Raw genomic sequence first — 18439 nt, 5'->3', positions numbered from 1 at the left:
TAACTATTTAGAATACAAAAGTTTCAGATGTAATTACTCTTTCACATTTACACAAACCCCTACACCAGGGAAAACGCTTTTAAGATTTACATAAAAAATACGTATATTTAGGACGTTATGCTTTTGTTGTTTATCGACTCAGGTAATTCATGACAAAAGGGAGGTTTCCCTTTCAAAAAAACCATGTATACAGATTCTTCATATCATTATGATAAACACTTTGTTTCATCCTTTTCTTCATTAATTGATCCCCGCAGAACAACTAATGGCAATTATACTTACCCAATGCTGGAGATTTTATTTCTCACCATTTCGGCAATACTATCTGGGCGTGACACTTATAATGACATTGTAATATTCGGGGAAATTAAAATTGATTGGTTAAGGAAATACTTTCCTTATGAAAAAGGAATAAGCTCCCATGACACGATCTCAAAGTTATTTCAAAAGATAGATAATGAGGCCTTTAATGACTGCTTTACTGAATGGATATCTAAGTATTCTTTTACCAATAAGGAGAGTGTTATAAGCATCGATGGCAAATGTATCAAAGGTTCGGCTAAACGTAAAAAAGGTGGAGTACACATCGTGTCAGCATTCGCTTCGGAACAGGGTCTTTCTCTTAGTCAGCTTGTCACAGATAAAAAGAGTAATGAAATTACTGCCATTCCTGATTTAATAGATCTTATTTCGATAAAAGACAAGGTTATTACAATAGATGCTATGGGATGTCAAACAAAAATAGCAAAAAAGATTATCCATAAAGAAGGAGATTATGTTCTACAGGTAAAAGGGAATCAAGAAAAGACAGAAGAGGAGTTAAAGATACAATTCAATCCAGATCTAGTTGATGATTCGAATATTACAGAGGATGTTGGTCATGGTCGGATTGAGACTCGTATATGTGAGATAATAACAAACTTTGAGAAGAATTCTACGCTAGAAAAATGGAAAGGTATACAAAGTCTCATTCGTGTTACTTCTTGTGTAATACATCAGGATAGCGACAAAGAAACAGTTCAGACACGATATTATATTTCATCACTAAATACTAGTGCTAAGGAATTTAATCGTATTATTAGATTGCATTGGGCCATCGAGAACAATCTTCATTGGTGCTTAGATGTAATCTTTAGGGAAGACAATAAACAGCGTAAGAAAGAGAATTCAGCTGCCAACTTTAGTATAATCTATAAAATAGCACTCAACCTAATGCAAATGACTGATGATAGGAAAAGTAAAGAAAAAAAAGGTTCATTTAAAGAGAAAATTACAAGGTCGACATTAGATGACAACTACCGTGAGAAATTATTGAATGCATTCCTCTGTAATAATTAATGCCTGATAATCAAATAGTTTTAAAAGCGTTTTCCCTGACCCCTACACCTGTCAATATTTTATCATATTCAACACTTTAAAAGGCAATAATACTCCTTAACATTATATTTACAATTGTCCTTTAAGTTGTAAGATAGAGATACAGATTCGGCTTTACTGGGCAGAAGGTTTGTAGGAAATATGTCATCTAAGAATTGCTATATTTAAACAGGGATAAGACTAGTCATTAATAAAAAAATCTATGTCCTGCGGGTTTGTATTCCTCCTCTGTTTTTTCACCTACACCTAGCGTTTCTTACTAGGCTAGAAAGTTTAGTACTTACAGTACATGTTGCCATAACAATGGATTTGGAACAAAGAAGCACCCTCTTCAGACCAACAAACTGGTGGTCTAATAGTAATGAATAGTTACATAAAATAGAAGGTTATTGCTCTAGTATAAGGCCTAAATTTAACAACAAACATTGTTGTAATCATTTTGGGTCTACGGAGGTTTAATAGGATATCCATTTACGAAGTGTTCTCTTTCATTACAAACCATTTACCTCTATTTCAACAGAGACTCTCTCACCGAATGATTCCGTTATGTTATGTCAAATTAAAAGTTAGTTCTGATCACACAGGAGTATTTTTTTGCTTTTTTTGAAAAAGGGACAAAGCAAAGCTGCTCAATGTTTCACTCATCCCAAGTTATTTTCGTACTTTTGTGCTAATACCAATACGATATTGAACTGGTGGCTATTCTTCCGTTCTATTTTGTTTATATTTCGTTAAAAAATATCTCCAAGGATAAGGCTATGCCTCCATTTTTTATCATGTCTAGACAAAATTATATTTGAGAAAATATCCCCATCATTAAAAGATAGCGTTGGTATCATAGTTGATTGTGTATTTTTAATAAGATAATATAAGATGAGCGAATATCATGTTCCTGTGTTGTTAGATGAATGTATCGAAGGATTGGATCTGAAAGAAGGTGGAATTTATGTAGATGTGACTTTCGGAGGAGGAGGCCACTCTAGAGAGATTCTTAAGAAGCTCGTTGGAGGCAAGCTGGTAGGTTTTGATCAAGACATTGATGCAAAAGCCAATGTACCAGATGACGATCGTTTTATCTTTGTTAATCACAACTTCAAATATATCCAGAACTTCTTGGCCTACTACGGTATTGATAAGGTGGATGGCATTTTGGCTGATTTAGGTGTTTCGTCACACGAATTTGATGTGGCAGAACGTGGATTTTCATTCCGTTTTGATGGCAATTTGGACATGAGAATGAACCAAAGTGGACAGACATCGGCTGCAGAGATTGTAAATAGCTATAGTGAGCAGGAGCTTTCTCGTCTCTTCTGGAGATATGGAGAGGTAAAGAACTCACGTAAATTGGCACGCATTATCGTTGAAGAGAGAGAGAATAATCCGATTGAAACGATTCAACAGTTCAAGGAGATGATTGCGTCATGTACTCCCAAACATATCGAGCATAAGTATCTTGCAAAGGTTTTCCAAGCATTACGTATCGAAGTAAATCAAGAGATGGAAGTTTTGGAAGCACTAATGAATGCGAGTCAGAATGTATTAAAGCCAGGAGGTCGTTTGGTTGTAATTACATACCACTCTTTGGAAGATCGTATTGTGAAGAATATGATCAAAGAGGGAAAGACAGAGGGGAAAGCAGAGAAAGATTTCTTTGGTAAGACCTTCAATCCTTTTAAGGCCATAAATCGTAAAGTGATCCTTCCGACAGAAGAAGAACAGAAGATAAATCCTAGATCGCGAAGTGCTAAGTTACGTATTGCGGAGCGTGTAGAATTATAAAATAGTCGCAGGATGAATCAAAAGAAAGCCACCAAGAGAGGTTCCCTACTGGCAAAGATTCTAGGGGGAGATCTCTTTTTACAACTTATAAGAAAGAAATTCATCTATATCCTTCTCGGGTTGGGCTTGCTGTTGATGCGCATTATTTTTAGCTATCGGGATGAACGGGTACTGATTCAGATTGACCATATCCGAGATTCAATAGCAATCAAGAGTATGATTTCACAAGAGCTGGAGACAGAGCTACAACAGTTAGGTCGGCCAAGTGAACTGTATGATAAGATAAAACAACAAGGGTTGGATCTAGAGCAATCTAGAGAAGTTCCTGGAGTTATATATGTAGATAAAGAAGAGGATTAAAAGATTTTAAAGTCACATGGGAAAAGGTAGTTTCAAACAACGATTCCGAATATTGGTACTTGCAATGATTTTCATTGCACTTTGCATCTTTGTTGGTGGTTTCTGGAATATCTTTTCTCAAATGTCTGAAATACGACAACTAGAGAGTCGCATCGACTCAAAAGAGCATGTGGTGTATGGTCGTAGAGGGAATATTCGAGCTTCGGATGGTAGTCCTTTGGCTGTCTCTATCAACCTTTATGAACTTCATATTGATTTTGCCACCGAAGGTTTTGACCGTGTAGGGTTTAAGAAAGAGTTCTCAAAAACAGTATCTCAACTAAGTAAGATCTTAAAAGATCGCTCTTCATATCAGTATAAGCTATGGCTTCAGAAAGGTTTTAAGAAGCGTAGCCGTTACTATCCTTTAACCAAACAGAAGGTGAACTACTCCACATTGGAGAAGATTCGTGCCATCCCTTTCTTTTCGCAGAGTAAGTATAAGAGTGGTTTGATCGTAAGCAAGAAGGCATTGCGTAGCTACCCCCTAAACTTTAAGTTGGGTCGTACGATAGGTCGTCTGAATAGAGAGAACCTTGATGGAGAGATTCAAGCCAGTGGTAAATATGGATTGGAAGAGGGTTTTCAAGATATCTTGAAAGGAGGAAAGGGCATCTACCGTAAAGAGCGTGCTTCGAGTGGTTGGATTCGTAATCTGGTTGAAAAGCCAGAGGTGGGAAGTGATGTGGTTACCACCATTGATATTCAGATTCAGGATGCTGTAGAGAATGCCCTTGGCACCAAAGTGATGCAGACCAAAGCGGATTGGGGATCGGCCATTGTCATGGATGTACATACAGGAGATATTGTTGCACTCTCAAATTTGGAGTTAAACAAGAGTGATCGATTAATTGAGGGGAGACAAAATTATGCCATTGGAAATGCAGGTAATATAGAGCCTGGATCGACATTTAAGTTGGCCTCACTCCTCACCTGTTTAGAGACAGGAAAGATCGACACGTCAAAAGTGTATGATACAGAGAAGGGAATATGGCAAGTTGCGGATCAGAAAGTAAGAGACAGTGACTGGAAAGAAGGAGGTCATGGTAAGTTGAATGTTTCGGAGATCATACAGAAGTCATCCAATGTGGGTACTGCCAAGATGGTTACCGATGTGTTTGGAGATCATCCTGATCAATTCATTAATAGGCTCTACTACTTAAAGCTTAACGAACCTTTTCATATTAACATTAAAGGGTTGGGTAAGCCAGAGATACGCCATCCTTCACAAGAAAACTGGTGGGGAACGACTTTGGCATGGATGTCTTTTGGTTACGGTCTAAAGATGACGCCTCTTCATACCCTAACACTATATAATGCGATTGCAAACGACGGAGTGATGATGGAGCCTCGCTTGGTTCAGTGTATACAAAATCAGAAAGATGGAGTGACCGAACGCTTTCCTACAACGGTAAGGGTTAACTCTATCGGAAGCCAAAAGACCATCACGGAGATTCAAAAAATATTAGAAGAGGTGGTAGAGCATGGAACAGCCCGTAGGTTGAAGACATCTAAATATCACTTCTCAGGGAAGACAGGAACGGCACAGATTGCGGTCAAAGATAAGGGGTATGTTTCGAGTGCATATTATGCCTCTTTTGTAGGTTATTTTCCTTCAGACCACCCTCGATACTCCTGTATCGTTGTGATTGCGAACCCTAAGTTTCATGGTTATTATGGAGGGCAGATTGCAGGTCCTGTTTTCAGAGAGATTGCAGATATGCTCTATTCATATGATGTGAATATACATCAGAAAGATGAAGTGGTTACGGCACCACTGCGTAAAGTCGGTGCACCCAAATATCATGGATTCTTAGATGATATAAAGAGTGTTTATGGTTTCCTTGAGGTAGACACCTTACTGAAAGCCACCACCTCTTTGGTTAGGGTGGAGAACAAAGATGGCAAGACGCGTTCATATAATGAGCGTATCAAAAAACATATTGTTCCTGATGTCAAAGGGATGAGTGCATCGGATGCCATGTTCTTGCTTGAGAATCGTGGATATCATGTTCACCTTTCGGGTAAAGGACATGTTATCAAGCAGTCTGTGAAAGCTGGAACTAAACTAAAGGATGGAGGGCATGTATACCTCCAATTATATTAAATTGCTATGACGAAGAAATTAAGTACACTCATTGATAGTATCGCTGTTCAAGAGGTTATCGGAGATCCTTCGGTTATTCATATTGAGCAGTTGACACAAGATTCAAGAGCCGTAGCTCAAGGATCGATGTTTATCGCAGTCAAAGGAACCGTAGTGGACGGTCATCAATATATTGCTACCGCTATTGAGAGCGGAGCTACCGCTATCGTATGTGAAGTGATACCAGAAGAGGTTGATCCTCGTGTGGTTTGGATAAGAGTATCCCATAGTATGGCAGCAGTTGGGTTGTTGGCATCCTGTTTTTATGGAGCACCATCGCAACAGTTGAAGATGATTGGTGTTACGGGTACCAATGGAAAAACGACCATTGCAACGCTTTTACATGATCTATTCAGTAAGATGGGGTATTATGTAGGGCTTCTATCGACCATTGAGAATCGCATAGGGAGTCACCACTACCCTTCGACCCACACTACACCAGATCCAATCAGCCTACAAGGATGGCTAGCTAAAATGGTAGAAGATGGTTGTAGCCACTGTTTTATGGAGGTCAGCTCCCATGCTATCGATCAACATCGTATTGCAGGTATCGATTTTGATGGTGCTATTTTCACTAATATCACCCATGATCACTTGGACTACCACAAGACATTTAAGAATTATATCGCCGTAAAGAAGAAGTTTTTCGATGATTTGAAACCTCAGGCATTTGCCCTGACCAATAGGGATGACAAGAATGGAGAGGTGATGCTTCAGAATTGCGATGCCAAAGCCTATAGCTATAGTGTACGTGCACAGGCGACCTATAAGGCCAGTGTCATTGAACAGGACCTTACGGGTATGCAGTTGTTGCTAGACCGCAATGAGATATGGACCCCTTTTGTTGGGAAATTCAATGTCAGTAATCTACTGGCTGTTTATGGTGCGGCAGTACTATCGGGCGAATCGTCGACGGAGGTTATTGCAGCCATTTCACAATTACAACCAATCAATGGACGTTTGGAGACACTCCACTCGAAAGATGGGAAGGTAGCTATTATTGATTATGCCCATACGCCTGATGCCTTAGAGAATGTGTTGAAGACTATCGATGAGATTCGCACACGTAATGAACAGGTGATCACCGTGGTTGGTTGTGGTGGTAATAGAGATACCACCAAACGTCCATTGATGGCAAAGATAGCAACGCAGTATAGCGACAGGGTTATTCTTACGTCGGACAATCCACGTTTTGAAGATCCTGAGATGATCATTAAGGATATGAAGGAGGGTGTTTCTGCGGCATATACTTCCAGAGTGCTCTCTATTACCAATAGAGCTGAAGCCATCCGAACTGCGATTGCCTTGTCATCGCCTCAGGATATTGTTTTGGTTGCAGGCAAGGGGCATGAGGATTATCAAGAGATAGAGGGCAAGAAGTACCCTTTTGACGATCATCAAATTGTAGAAAATGAATTAAACGCTTAAAATTACTGATCTAATATGTTTTACCACTTATTTGAATTCTTAAACCAATACGACTTTCCAGGGGCAGGAATGTTTCAATACATTTCTTTCCGTTCTTCGTTGGCTGTAATCACCGCACTACTTATCTCATTGATCTTTGGAAAGAAGATCATAGGACTTCTTCAACGACAGCAGATTGGAGAAGAGATCCGTGATCTTGGGCTCCAAGGACAGATGGAGAAAAAAGGAACGCCTACCATGGGAGGAGTAATTATCCTTCTATCTATTGTTGTTCCGACGCTACTTTTTGCAGACTTAACCAACACTTATATCCTGTTGATGTTGATCACTACGGTTTGGTTAGGTGCTATCGGTTTTGTGGACGACTATATCAAAGTGTTCCGTAAGAACAAAGATGGATTGGCAGGTAAATTTAAGATTGTAGGTCAGGTCTCTTTGGGTTTGATTGTAGCCGCCACCCTTTACATCTCTAAAGATGTAGTGGTTAGAGAGAAGGTTTTAGATTCAGATGGTCAAGTAAAAAAAGAGATCGTTATTGATCAACATACAGGTTTACAAAAGGTGGTAAACAAGACGGTAGATGTAAAGTCGACTAAGACAACGATTCCATTTATTAAGAACCATGTGTTGGACTATAGCTCATTCTTCTCATTTATGGGAAAATACAAACAGTTGGCAGGATGGGCCTTATACTTTTTGGTGATTATATTTATTATCACGGGGGTATCCAATGGGGCCAACTTAACGGATGGACTAGATGGATTGGCCACGGGAACTTCCGCCATCAGTGGTGTGACGTTTGCTGTATTAGCTTATGTGAGTGGTAACCTTATCTTTTCGGATTACCTCAACATCATGTATATTCCCAATATCGGTGAGTTAACCATTTTCATCTCAGCATTTATTGGAGCCACTATCGGGTTCTTATGGTTTAACTCCTATCCAGCACAAGTGTTTATGGGAGATACAGGTAGTTTAAGCTTGGGTGGTATTATTGCCGTTTTTGCTATTATTATTCGCAAAGAGCTACTGTTACCATTTGCATGTGGTATCTTTATGATCGAGAGTCTGTCTGTGATGATTCAAGTGTATTATTTCAAGAGAACCAAGAAGAAATATGGAGAAGGGCGACGCATCTTCTTGATGTCGCCACTACACCATCACTACCAGAAGAAAGAGATGCCTGAATCGAAGATTGTGACTCGTTTTTGGATTGTAGCAATCATCTTGGCTATCTCTACTATTGTTACGCTTAAAGTTCGATAGACATGGAACGAATTGTTATTTTAGGAGCAGGAGAGAGTGGTGTAGGTAGTGCCATTCTTGCACATAAAAGAGGATATAATGTGATGGTTTCGGACTTCGGAACCATGGCACCAAAATATAGAGAAGAGCTGGATTCACATGGTATTGCATGGGAAGAGGGAGGACACTCGGACGATCTTCTAAATGGGGCTAGCCTTGTTGTGAAGAGTCCAGGTATTCCACGTACGGCTCCTATCGTAAAAAAGATTGACGTTGCTGGCATTCCAATCGCTTCAGAGATTGAGTTTGCTGGACAGTTCTATTCAGGAAAGTCGATCTGTATTACAGGTAGTAACGGTAAGACCACGACGACTTCATTGTTATACCATATGCTGAAAGAGGCGGGGTATACTGTTGGTGTCGGTGGAAATATTGGAACGAGTTTTGCACGACAGATAGCGGATCAGGAGTTCGATTGGTTCGTATTGGAACTGAGTAGTTTTCAATTAGAGGATATGCACCAATTTAAGGCGGACATATCGATATTACTGAACATTACTCCCGACCACCTTGATCGTTACGACTATCAGTTGTCAAAGTACGCAGATGCAAAATTACGCATTATACAGAACCAAAAAGAGGAGGATCTGTTTATATTCTTCGAGGATGATGAGACCATCGCTCAGAAGCTGACAGAGATGAGACTCCCAATGGCATCTGCTTCCTTCTCATTAAATAGTCATAGTCCATCGGCATTGGCTAAAGTTAATGAGGGGCATTTGGATGTGTCGTTAGCTGGTCGTCATTTTGTAGCACCTCTAGCATCGCTTCCTTTAAAAGGGAGACACAACTGGTGTAATATGATGGCAGCAGTATTGACTACCCTTCGTGTTGGGATGAGTCATCGTGATATTCTGAAGGGATTAGAGACATTTGAAGCGGTAGCTCATCGTTTAGAGCTAAGCCGTATATTGGATGGTGTAAGCTACATTAACGACTCAAAGGCAACAAACATTGATGCGACACGTTTTGCATTGGATGCTTATGAACAAGATATAGTTTGGATTGTTGGAGGAACGGATAAAGGAAATGACTATTCAATCATTGAGTCATTGGTCAAGGAGAAGGTAAAAGCCATTATCTGTTTGGGGATGGACAACAGTAAGATTGTTGCTGCTTTCCAACAAAGTGGTATACCTATCGTTGAGACAGACGCGATGGAAAAAGCAGTAGCAGCTGCCCATGGTTATGCAAAGGAGAATGACATTGTACTGTTATCCCCATGTTGTGCAAGCTTTGATCTGTTTCAAAGTTATATTGATCGTGGGAATCAATTTAAAGAGTATGTAAACGCATTATAGAGTGTGATGAAAAAATTCTTATCTCAAATAACTCAACTGTTCCAAGGAGACAAAGGAATTTGGAGTATCGTAATCTTTTTGAGTATTCTATCGATACCTATACTTCTCTCTTCTGGAGGTCGATTGGCCTACAATATTTATCAAGGGGCATATCTGCAACCTGGAATAAAGCATGGGGTCTATATCCTTCTTGGACTAGCGATCATGGTAGGTACCATCTATCTTCCCATCACCATCTTTGGGAAGCTCTCGATTGCGATCAATATATTCGTATGCTCTATTCTTATGCTTGGGCTGTTTTTATCTTCGGGTAGCGAACAGACAGGACGTAGTTTGGATTTGGGAGGGATAAGTTTTCAGGTCACCGAGTTTGCAAAGCTGGCGCTCATCTACACCACCGCCTACTTTATTGGCACGGGACAGAAGGATGAATCATCACGCAATGGTGCTTTTTATAAGATCATATTATCGACAGCAGGGATTGCAGGAGTAATCTTTTTAGCCGATTTCTCCACCTCGTTTATTCTTGGTACGACAGTATTTATCATGATGCTGGTCGGTCGAATGCCTTTAAAGAAGATTGGGTTATTGATTCTATTCGGGGTGATGTCGTTTACAATTCTGATATTAATATCGGATCATCTGCCTGTGAAGATTGGACGTATCTCGACGGTTAAGTCGAGGGTTATGAGCTATGTAAACGGAACAGAAATCACCAAAGATCACCGTATGCGACAGGTGGATTATGCAAAAGTAGCCATTGTTCGTGGAGGAGTGAAAGGAACAGTAGATAAGAGTTTGGTCTCCAATTTCCTTAGTGCATCGCATAATGATTTTGTTTATGCCATGTCGATTGAGTTTGGAGGAATCGCGTTAGGATTCTTCATATGGTTCTCATATGTCGTGTTCTTTATTCGATCCTTTAAGATCATGATCCGGTGTGAAAAGGTCTTTCCGGCGATGTTGGTTTGCGGAATTGCCACACTATATGTGCTGCAAGCCTTTACAAATATGGCAGTATCGTTAAATATCATTCCTGTTACGGGACAGCCTCTGCCTTTTATATCGTTAGGAGGCTCTTCGGTTATAGCAACATCACTAGGTGTAGGTATTATCCAGAATATAGCATATCGATCGAAGATGGCCACCAACAAGGTGGAGGTTTCAGATAAAGATAACTCTATTATCAACGAAGTAAGACGTATTGAGAATAAGTATGCCTATCTGAATGAGGATGACGACATCGATTTTGATTAAAAGGTGGTTATAGATTAAAGATTTGATTTGAAGATGAAACAAGATATAAAAGTACTTATTAGCGGAGGAGGCACAGGAGGACATATTTTTCCTGCGGTCTCTATTGCCAATGAGATTAAGACGACTTATCCACAAGCTGATATTCTTTTTGTTGGAGCTTTAGGGAAGATGGAGATGGAGAAGGTGCCACAGGCTGGCTATCCCATCAAAGGTATCCCTGTTGTAGGTTTCCATCGAAAGCAGTTGTGGCGTAATGTGATGTTCTTACCGAAGCTTATCATCTCACTGATGAAAGCTTGGCGTATTATCAAAGAGCACCAACCTGATTTGGTGGTGGGAACAGGAGGATTTGCTAGTGGCCCCATTCTCTATTTGGCCTCTTTGATGGGGAAAAAGAGTATCATTCAGGAGCAGAACTCTTACGCTGGAGTTACCAATAAGATTTTAGGTAAGAGAGCTGATGCGATATGTGTGGCCTACCCCAATATGGATCGTTTTTTCCCTAAGGAGAAGATTCATTTTACGGGAAACCCTATTCGTCAAGTCCTTCTAGAGAAGTCAGAGGATGTTGATATTCCTTGGGAGCTGGATGCCAATAAACCCACCTTGTTGATTATTGGAGGTAGTTTGGGTGCGAGACAGATAAACCTAGCCGTAGATAAGTATGCCGAACAATTGATGGCTAAGGGGGTTAATGTGTTGTGGCAGTGTGGTAAGTTTTACTACGATGCACTGATAGAAAAATATGAAGGTAAGATGGCCTCTAACTTTCATATCCTTCCATTTATTGCAGATATGAAGACGGCTTATGATGTTAGTGATTTGTTGATCTCTAGAGCAGGTGCAGGTACTATTTCGGAGTTATGTGTTATGGGAAAAGCGACTATATTGGTGCCATCACCTAATGTAGCAGAGGATCATCAGACACATAATGCGAGAGCACTGACCGATCATGGCGCTGCTGTATTAGTAGAAGATAAAGAAGCGATAGAGGTTTTGGTTCCTAAAGCTATAGCGTTGTTGGAGGACCACCAAACCATAGAGATTTTAGAGAAGAAGATTAAAGATTTTGCAAAACCCAATGCTGTAGCTGATATTGTGGCTGTAGCATCAGATATATTGAAAGAGAAATAATGGAAAATTATCGTCATATATACTTTATTGGTGCCGGAGGTATTGGGATGAGTGCTTTGGCTCGCTACTTTAACCATAGTGGGTTCAAAGTGTCTGGATATGACCGTACGGAGACGGAGTTAACAAAGACTTTGGTTTCAGAAGGAATTGATATTCACTATCATGATGCACCGGAACTTATTCCGACAGATATAGACCGTACCTTAGTGGTTCTAACTCCTGCCATTCCTCAAGATTTTGGTGAGTTGGTTGCCGTTAGAGAGAAGGGCTACAAGGTGATGAAGCGTGCTGAAGTGTTGGGTTTGATCTCAAGAACAAAGAACTGTATTGGTATTGCAGGAACGCATGGTAAGACTTCGATCACCACACTGACCTCATTTATCATGCACCAGAGTGCTGTTGGATGTACTGCCTTTTTAGGAGGTATCTCTAAAGACTATGGGACAAACTATCTACTACCGAATGAAGGTAGTGATGTGATGGTGGTAGAGGCAGATGAGTTTGATCGCTCGTTCATGCAACTCTCTCCAGATACTGCGTTATTAACCTCAACGGATGCTGACCATCTAGATATTTACGGGGATGATGCCTCTATTAAAGAGACCTTCGATGCGTACCTTTCGATGGTTCCTAATGATGGTTATGTGGTATACAAGAAGGATATCGATCTGAAGAAGAAAGATGCCACTTGTTATAGCTATGCACTGGAAGATAATGATGCTGATTTTTATGCGAGTAATATTCGGGTAGAAGATGGTGGATATACGTTCGATATTCATACTCCTATGGGAGTGATTGCATCGTGTCGATTCACCTATCCAGGACAGGTCAATTTGGAGAACTGTATTGGAGCAGTAGCTGTATCTCTATTGAATGGGGTGACCACAGAAGAGATTCGAAAGATTATTCCATCGTATCAAGGAGTTAAGCGTCGTTTTGATGTTCAATTTGATAATGGTTTAGTGAAATATATTGATGATTATGCTCATCATCCAACGGAGATTAACGCGACTTTAGATAGTATTAAAGCACTGTATCCAGGGAAGCGTGTGACTGGAATTTTCCAACCACACCTATTCTCACGAACTAACGATTTTTATAAAGGTTTCGGTGAAAGTCTTTCACAGCTGGACTCATTATTGCTATTGGATATCTATCCAGCAAGGGAAAAGCCGATGGAGGGAGTCACCTCAGATTTGATTTATCAGCACTGTCATGCAGCAAAAAAGAGGATAATATCAAAAAATGAGGTTATTTCTGTTTTAGATTATGAACAATTTGATATCTTAGTAACTCTCGGTGCGGGCGATATAGATACGCTCGTGGGTCCGATAAGAGAATATTTGACAAAAAATGCATAAAAAGGTCAAGACGCTCATCTTTATTCTGGTTGCTGTCCCTCTTTTCATCCTCTCCCTTCTGCATATCAGATCATGGGTGATGTCGGGAAGGGTGGATAACTATCGTATTGTCGTACTCGACGCTGCAGAACATCGTTTTGTGGATAAAAGCTCGGTGATAAAGTTTGTCGAGAAGACCAATGGTGAGGTATTAGGTCGAAATAGAGATAGCATTAGTCTACATAAAATCGAAAAAAAGCTTAAAAACAGTAATTATATAGAGGATTGTGAAGTCTATTATAGTATGGCATACAACAAATTGTATGCGAGCGCTGTTTTAAATATAATTGTAGATCAAAAAGACCCAATCCTAAGGGTAGTATCAAAAAAACGAGATTTCTATTTGGATGCACATAAAAGTGTAATCCCTTGGTCTCCAAAGTATACGGAGAAGACGCCCATTATCACAGGGAATACCGATCTCGATTTTATAAAAAATGAGCTATTCGATCTTTGTCTATTTATCCAAAATGACCGATTTTTACGGTCTCTTATCGATCAAATAGACATAGATAAGAACGGGGAGCTCGTTATGATACCCAAAGTTGGGGATTTTAGAGTTATTTTTGGCACCCCTGAAAAATATAAACGCAAGTTTAAGTATTTAAAAGCGTTTTACAGACAAGTATTGGCCAACGAAGGTTGGGGGAAGTACAGACGTATTAATTTGAAGTATGAAGGACAGGTTGTCTGTTCTTAAAAATATAAATCGCTATGAACACATATCGACAACTCGAAACAATTGTAGATATAGGAACATCAAAAATTGTTGTTCTTATAGGTTGTTTTGCGCCTAACCGTCAAGTTGAAATTGTGGGTTATGGCGAAAGCGAAGCACAAGGAGTACATCGTGGAGTGATCATGAACAGTAAGGAGACTGCTGACTCGATCAAGATGGCTCTATCCATGGCAAAGAAGGGAATTGAAGAACCTATAAAGAATGTTACGGTTGGTTTTAATGGTCATAAGTTAAAGAATGCCATTGTTCAGGTGGATAAGACTTTAGATCCAGATAAGGAGATCAACAAGGAGAGCATTCAATCGATTATAAAAGAGGCAAAGATAAAGGCTTGTGAAGGAGGTAACATTAGTTATCATGTAACGCCAATAAGCTTTATACTGAACTCCGAAACAATTATCACCAATCCTCTTGGTTATTCAGGAAAGGAGCTGAGTGCAAAGTATCATGTGATCACAGGACCTATGGAGTATCAGACCATGCTTATGAAGTGTTTTGAACACTTACATCTGCATGTGGATAAGATCATGATCCATCCAGCCCTGTTAGGAAAGTACTGTCTATCGAAGCATGAAAAAGAGATTGGAAGTGCTGTGGTAGATCTTGGTTGCGGTTTAACGACTGTGGCAATATACTATAAGAATCGTCTATATCATACCTCTTCTATTCCTTTTGGAGGAGAGGTGATCACTGGTGATATTATGGAGGCTTTCCAAACCATCAATGAGTTTGCAGAGAAGTTAAAGAAATCACATGGAACCATCACAAGTTTGGTCCCTAGTAATGATATACAAATCACCCTTCCTAAAAGTGGTGATATAAAAGAGAAAGATATTTCTCTCTTGGCTCTGTCGGAGGTAATTGAAGCGAGATTGGAAGAGATTAACGAAGCGATCGTCTATCAGATGCAACGTTATGACTTAATGGAGAAGATCGGTTCTAATGTGGTGATGTCTGGAGGTGGAGCAAGCTTCAAAGGCATGAAGAATATACTTTCGTTTGATACGGGTAAAGATATCCGTGTGAATGAATCACAGAATATTGCAGGTCCTTATGTGGAGAAGCTAAAACAGCCAGCTTATGCATCTGCACTGAACTTGTTGCAATACACCTTGGAGAAGTCTGAGAAGATTCAACGCCCTAAGGTGAACTTTTCAGAACGAACTAAGCCGAAAGTTGAGAAAGAGAGTAGATCCCCTAAGAAGACTAATAAGCAACACTCCTTTTTAAAGAAATTAGGGAATTTTGCATTTCAATTTTTAGAAGATGATAGTGACGAACTAAACTAGAATAATTAGCTTATGCAGGAGCGTTTGATGAACTTTGGTTTTAAAGAAAATGAAGATTCCATCATTAAGGTCGTAGGTGTCGGTGGAGCAGGATGCAATGCTGTAGACCATATGTATCAAGAGGGAGTTACCGGTGTAAACTTTATTGTTTGTAACACGGATATTCAAGCGCTTCAGAATAGTCCTATTAACCTAAAGATTCCATTAGGGATTACGCTTACTGAAGGTCGTGGTGCGGGAAATAATCCCTCTCAAGGGAAACAGGCTGCCATTGAGAATATCGAAGATATAAGGTTGGTCTTTGAGAACTCGACCAAGATGATATTTCTTGCAGCAGGTATGGGAGGAGGAACAGGAACAGGTGCCACCCCCGTTATTGCTCAACTTGCACAAGAGATGGGAATACTTACAGTAGCTGTAGTGACTATTCCTTCGCCCCAAGAGGGACAAAAGCGATATGAACAAGCCCTCAGAGGAGTGGAAGAGTTACGTCCATTTGTTGATAGCCTTTTGGTGGTTAGTAATGCGAAGTTACTTCGATTGTATGGAAACCTACCTGCAAGTAGAGCCTTTCATAAAGCGGATGAGATTATTGGTAATGCGGTCAAAGGGTGTGCTGAGATTATCACACTTCCAGGCACGGTAAATATTGACTTTGCGGATGTGGAGTCGACCATGCAGAACTCAGGTGTTTTCTTGATGGGTAGTGGTACAGGAGATGGGGAAGATCGAGCAAATATGGCAGTCTATAATGCTTTAAAATCTCCCTTGCTTGACAGTAATGATATTGATGGAGCCAAGAGTATTTTGCTAAATATTATCAGTAGCAAACATCATGAAGCTCGTCTTAATGAGATAGGACAGATTCTTGACACGGTACAAGACGAAGCGGGTGATTCAGCCGAGATTATTTGGGGTACGGGAGTGGATGATAGCCTTGGTGATCGTCTATTTGTCACCGTATTAGCCACCGGTTTCCACAAAGATCCCAATCAAACAGTCCACAATAGGCATGATATGCCTCCTACATATAATTACGTAGAGAGTTCTGAAAAAGAGGAAAATCAAGTACCTTTGTTTGAAAGTCCTTTTGAGGAAAAAGAGTTTGTTTCTAAGATGGAAGAGGAACAGGACGTCATGACTCATCAAGGAGATGAAGTTGAAACCGAAAAGATACAAGAGGAGTTTGTGTCGAAAGAGAATATAGAGGAGGAGACTCCTGATCAAAAGAGAAAAGAGAACAGTGTCTCTAAATGGTTCAAACGTAAGTTTGGGATTAGTAACTTTTTTGAAGAAGAATAAATAACTTAAGAACCCAAAAGGATTTATATCCTTCAATAATATATCACATGGAGTTTGACTATCAAGAACAGAAAAAAGAGGCGATAATAAAAGTGATTGGTGTTGGTGGCGGAGGTAGTAACGCTGTTAAACACATGTACAGTGAAGGTATCAAAGATGTGGAGTTCGTAATATGTAATACGGACCAGCAAGCCCTTGACGACAGTAATATTCCTCGCAAGATACATTTGGGGCAATCTCTGACAGAAGGTAGAGGAGCAGGAAACAAGCCTGATGTTGGAGAAGAAGCTGCAAGAGAAAGTATCGAAGAGATCCAAAAAATATTGGGAGATAATACCAATATGATTTTTATTACAGCAGGAATGGGTGGTGGTACAGGAACAGGTGCAGCACCTGTGATTGCAGAAATCGCAAAAGATCTTGGTATTCTTACGGTTGGTATTGTGACTATTCCATTTAGAAATGAAGGGAAACGTCGTATCAATCAGGCAGTCGATGGTATTCGTAAGTTAGAAGGTAAGGTTGATTCCCTATTGGTTATCAATAATGAACGTATTATTGATCTTTATGGAGATTTCCCTTTGTCGGAGGCCTTTGCTAAGGCTGATGGTGTCCTTGCCACAGCAGCCAAGGGAATTGCAGAGATCATCACTTTCCATGGTTATATCAATGTGGATTTCGCGGATGTGGATACGGTGATGCGTAATTCTGGTGTCTCTATTATGGGGTCCGGAACATCTGAAGGAGAGAATCGTGCCATCCATGCAATTGAAATGGCCCTGAATTCACCACTATTGAATAACAACAATATCAATGGAGCACAAAATATTCTTCTGAATATCACATCAAGTAGTGATAATGAGGCATTGATGAGTGAGATTGATGATATTACGAACTATGTACAGCAGATGGCTGGAAATAATGCTGATTTGATTTGGGGTAATGGTAATGACGATAGTTTGGGAGAGAAACTTTCGGTTACAGTTATTGCCACTGGATTTGGTCAAGCCTCTATTCCGGAGCTGCGAGAGAAAAAACCTGCTCCACAGTCGGTGAAGGTTTCATTGAATCAACAGCAACCTCAGTACAAGGAGCCTAATATCTTTAACCAACCACCTCCTCAACAGCAGATGCCATCAAATGTACCTGATCAGGCTCCTGTTAGAGAGAGTTATCAACGTCCAATGGACCAAGGTTATGATTTAAATAATTCGATCTATCAGAAAGAGCGTAATGAGGATGCAATCAATCAATTGTATAGCAACGATGCTCCTGCTCAACCTTCTAATTATCAAAATTACACCCAGCACAACAATCCACCATATGGACAACCAAATGTGCAAGAGCCAGATAATGGTATGCGTCGTAATTTCGATCAAGCGAACGATGAAGAGGTAGATCAGATGACTCGTGTTCCAGCATACAAGAGAAAAGAGATGCTGAAGCAACAACAGAACAATCAAGCATTCTATAATCAAAGGCCAACACAAGAGTATTCACAGTATCATGTGGATCCCAATAGTAATGAACCAAAGATTAATAACAATAACTCATTTCTACATGACAATGTAGATTAATATATT

14 protein-coding genes are annotated in these 18439 nt (G+C 40.0%); all 14 read left to right on the top strand.

Going from position 1 to position 18439, the window contains the following annotated elements:
• Window positions 1–183: 183 nt before the first annotated feature.
• The 14 genes from K5X82_13560 (at window position 184) to ftsZ (K5X82_13495) (ending at window position 18433) form a co-directional block, all read left to right on the top strand.
• On the top strand, window positions 184–1338 hold the full coding sequence (locus K5X82_13560) for an ISAs1 family transposase (protein ID QZT36287.1): 1155 nt from the start codon (window positions 184–186) through the stop codon (window positions 1336–1338).
• A 912-nt stretch (window positions 1339–2250) separates the two neighbouring features.
• Window positions 2251–3156, top strand: coding sequence for a 16S rRNA (cytosine(1402)-N(4))-methyltransferase RsmH (gene rsmH / locus K5X82_13555; protein ID QZT36286.1), 906 nt, complete (start codon window positions 2251–2253; stop codon window positions 3154–3156).
• A 12-nt stretch (window positions 3157–3168) separates the two neighbouring features.
• Window positions 3169–3516, top strand: a complete 348-nt coding sequence (locus K5X82_13550; GenBank protein QZT36285.1) for a hypothetical protein — start codon at window positions 3169–3171, stop codon at window positions 3514–3516.
• Window positions 3517–3532: 16 nt separating this feature from the next.
• The gene (locus K5X82_13545; protein QZT36284.1) at window positions 3533–5662 is read left to right on the top strand and encodes a transpeptidase family protein; all 2130 of its coding nucleotides are present in this window, start codon (window positions 3533–3535) and stop codon (window positions 5660–5662) included.
• Window positions 5663–5668: 6 nt separating this feature from the next.
• The gene (locus tag K5X82_13540) at window positions 5669–7129 is read left to right on the top strand and encodes a UDP-N-acetylmuramoyl-L-alanyl-D-glutamate--2,6-diaminopimelate ligase (GenBank protein QZT36283.1); all 1461 of its coding nucleotides are present in this window, start codon (window positions 5669–5671) and stop codon (window positions 7127–7129) included.
• Window positions 7130–7144: 15 nt separating this feature from the next.
• A complete protein-coding gene (mraY, locus tag K5X82_13535; protein QZT36282.1) occupies window positions 7145–8395 on the top strand; it encodes a phospho-N-acetylmuramoyl-pentapeptide-transferase in 1251 nt (416 codons plus the stop codon).
• 2 nt (window positions 8396–8397) lie between these two features.
• Window positions 8398–9735, top strand: coding sequence for a UDP-N-acetylmuramoyl-L-alanine--D-glutamate ligase (murD, locus tag K5X82_13530; protein QZT36281.1), 1338 nt, complete (start codon window positions 8398–8400; stop codon window positions 9733–9735).
• 6 nt (window positions 9736–9741) lie between these two features.
• Complete coding sequence (locus K5X82_13525) at window positions 9742–10992, top strand: FtsW/RodA/SpoVE family cell cycle protein (protein QZT36280.1); 1251 nt, start codon at window positions 9742–9744, stop codon at window positions 10990–10992.
• Window positions 10993–11025: 33 nt separating this feature from the next.
• Complete coding sequence (gene murG / locus K5X82_13520; protein QZT36279.1) at window positions 11026–12126, top strand: undecaprenyldiphospho-muramoylpentapeptide beta-N-acetylglucosaminyltransferase; 1101 nt, start codon at window positions 11026–11028, stop codon at window positions 12124–12126.
• Window positions 12126–13487, top strand: coding sequence for a UDP-N-acetylmuramate--L-alanine ligase (gene murC / locus K5X82_13515; protein ID QZT36278.1), 1362 nt, complete (start codon window positions 12126–12128; stop codon window positions 13485–13487). Before murG ends, murC begins: the two co-directional genes overlap by 1 nt.
• Window positions 13480–14226 carry a hypothetical protein gene (locus K5X82_13510; GenBank protein QZT36277.1) on the top strand — a complete coding sequence of 249 codons (747 nt, stop codon included), beginning with the start codon at window positions 13480–13482 and terminating at the stop codon, window positions 14224–14226. Before murC ends, K5X82_13510 begins: the two co-directional genes overlap by 8 nt.
• Before the next feature lie 14 nt (window positions 14227–14240).
• Window positions 14241–15554, top strand: coding sequence for a cell division protein FtsA (gene ftsA, locus K5X82_13505; protein ID QZT36276.1), 1314 nt, complete (start codon window positions 14241–14243; stop codon window positions 15552–15554).
• Between the two features lie 12 nt (window positions 15555–15566).
• Complete coding sequence (gene ftsZ, locus K5X82_13500; GenBank protein QZT36275.1) at window positions 15567–16856, top strand: cell division protein FtsZ; 1290 nt, start codon at window positions 15567–15569, stop codon at window positions 16854–16856.
• 47 nt (window positions 16857–16903) lie between these two features.
• Window positions 16904–18433, top strand: a complete 1530-nt coding sequence (ftsZ, locus tag K5X82_13495) for a cell division protein FtsZ (protein ID QZT36274.1) — start codon at window positions 16904–16906, stop codon at window positions 18431–18433.
• The last annotated feature ends 6 nt before the right edge of the window (window positions 18434–18439 follow it).

The sequence above is a fragment of the Prolixibacteraceae bacterium genome (assembly GCA_019856515.1).
GTDB classification, from domain to species: Bacteria; Bacteroidota; Bacteroidia; order Bacteroidales; family Prolixibacteraceae; genus Halosquirtibacter; species Halosquirtibacter xylanolyticus.
Note: the sequence above shows the minus strand (reverse complement) of the source record. Positions and strands in the feature narration are given on the sequence as shown.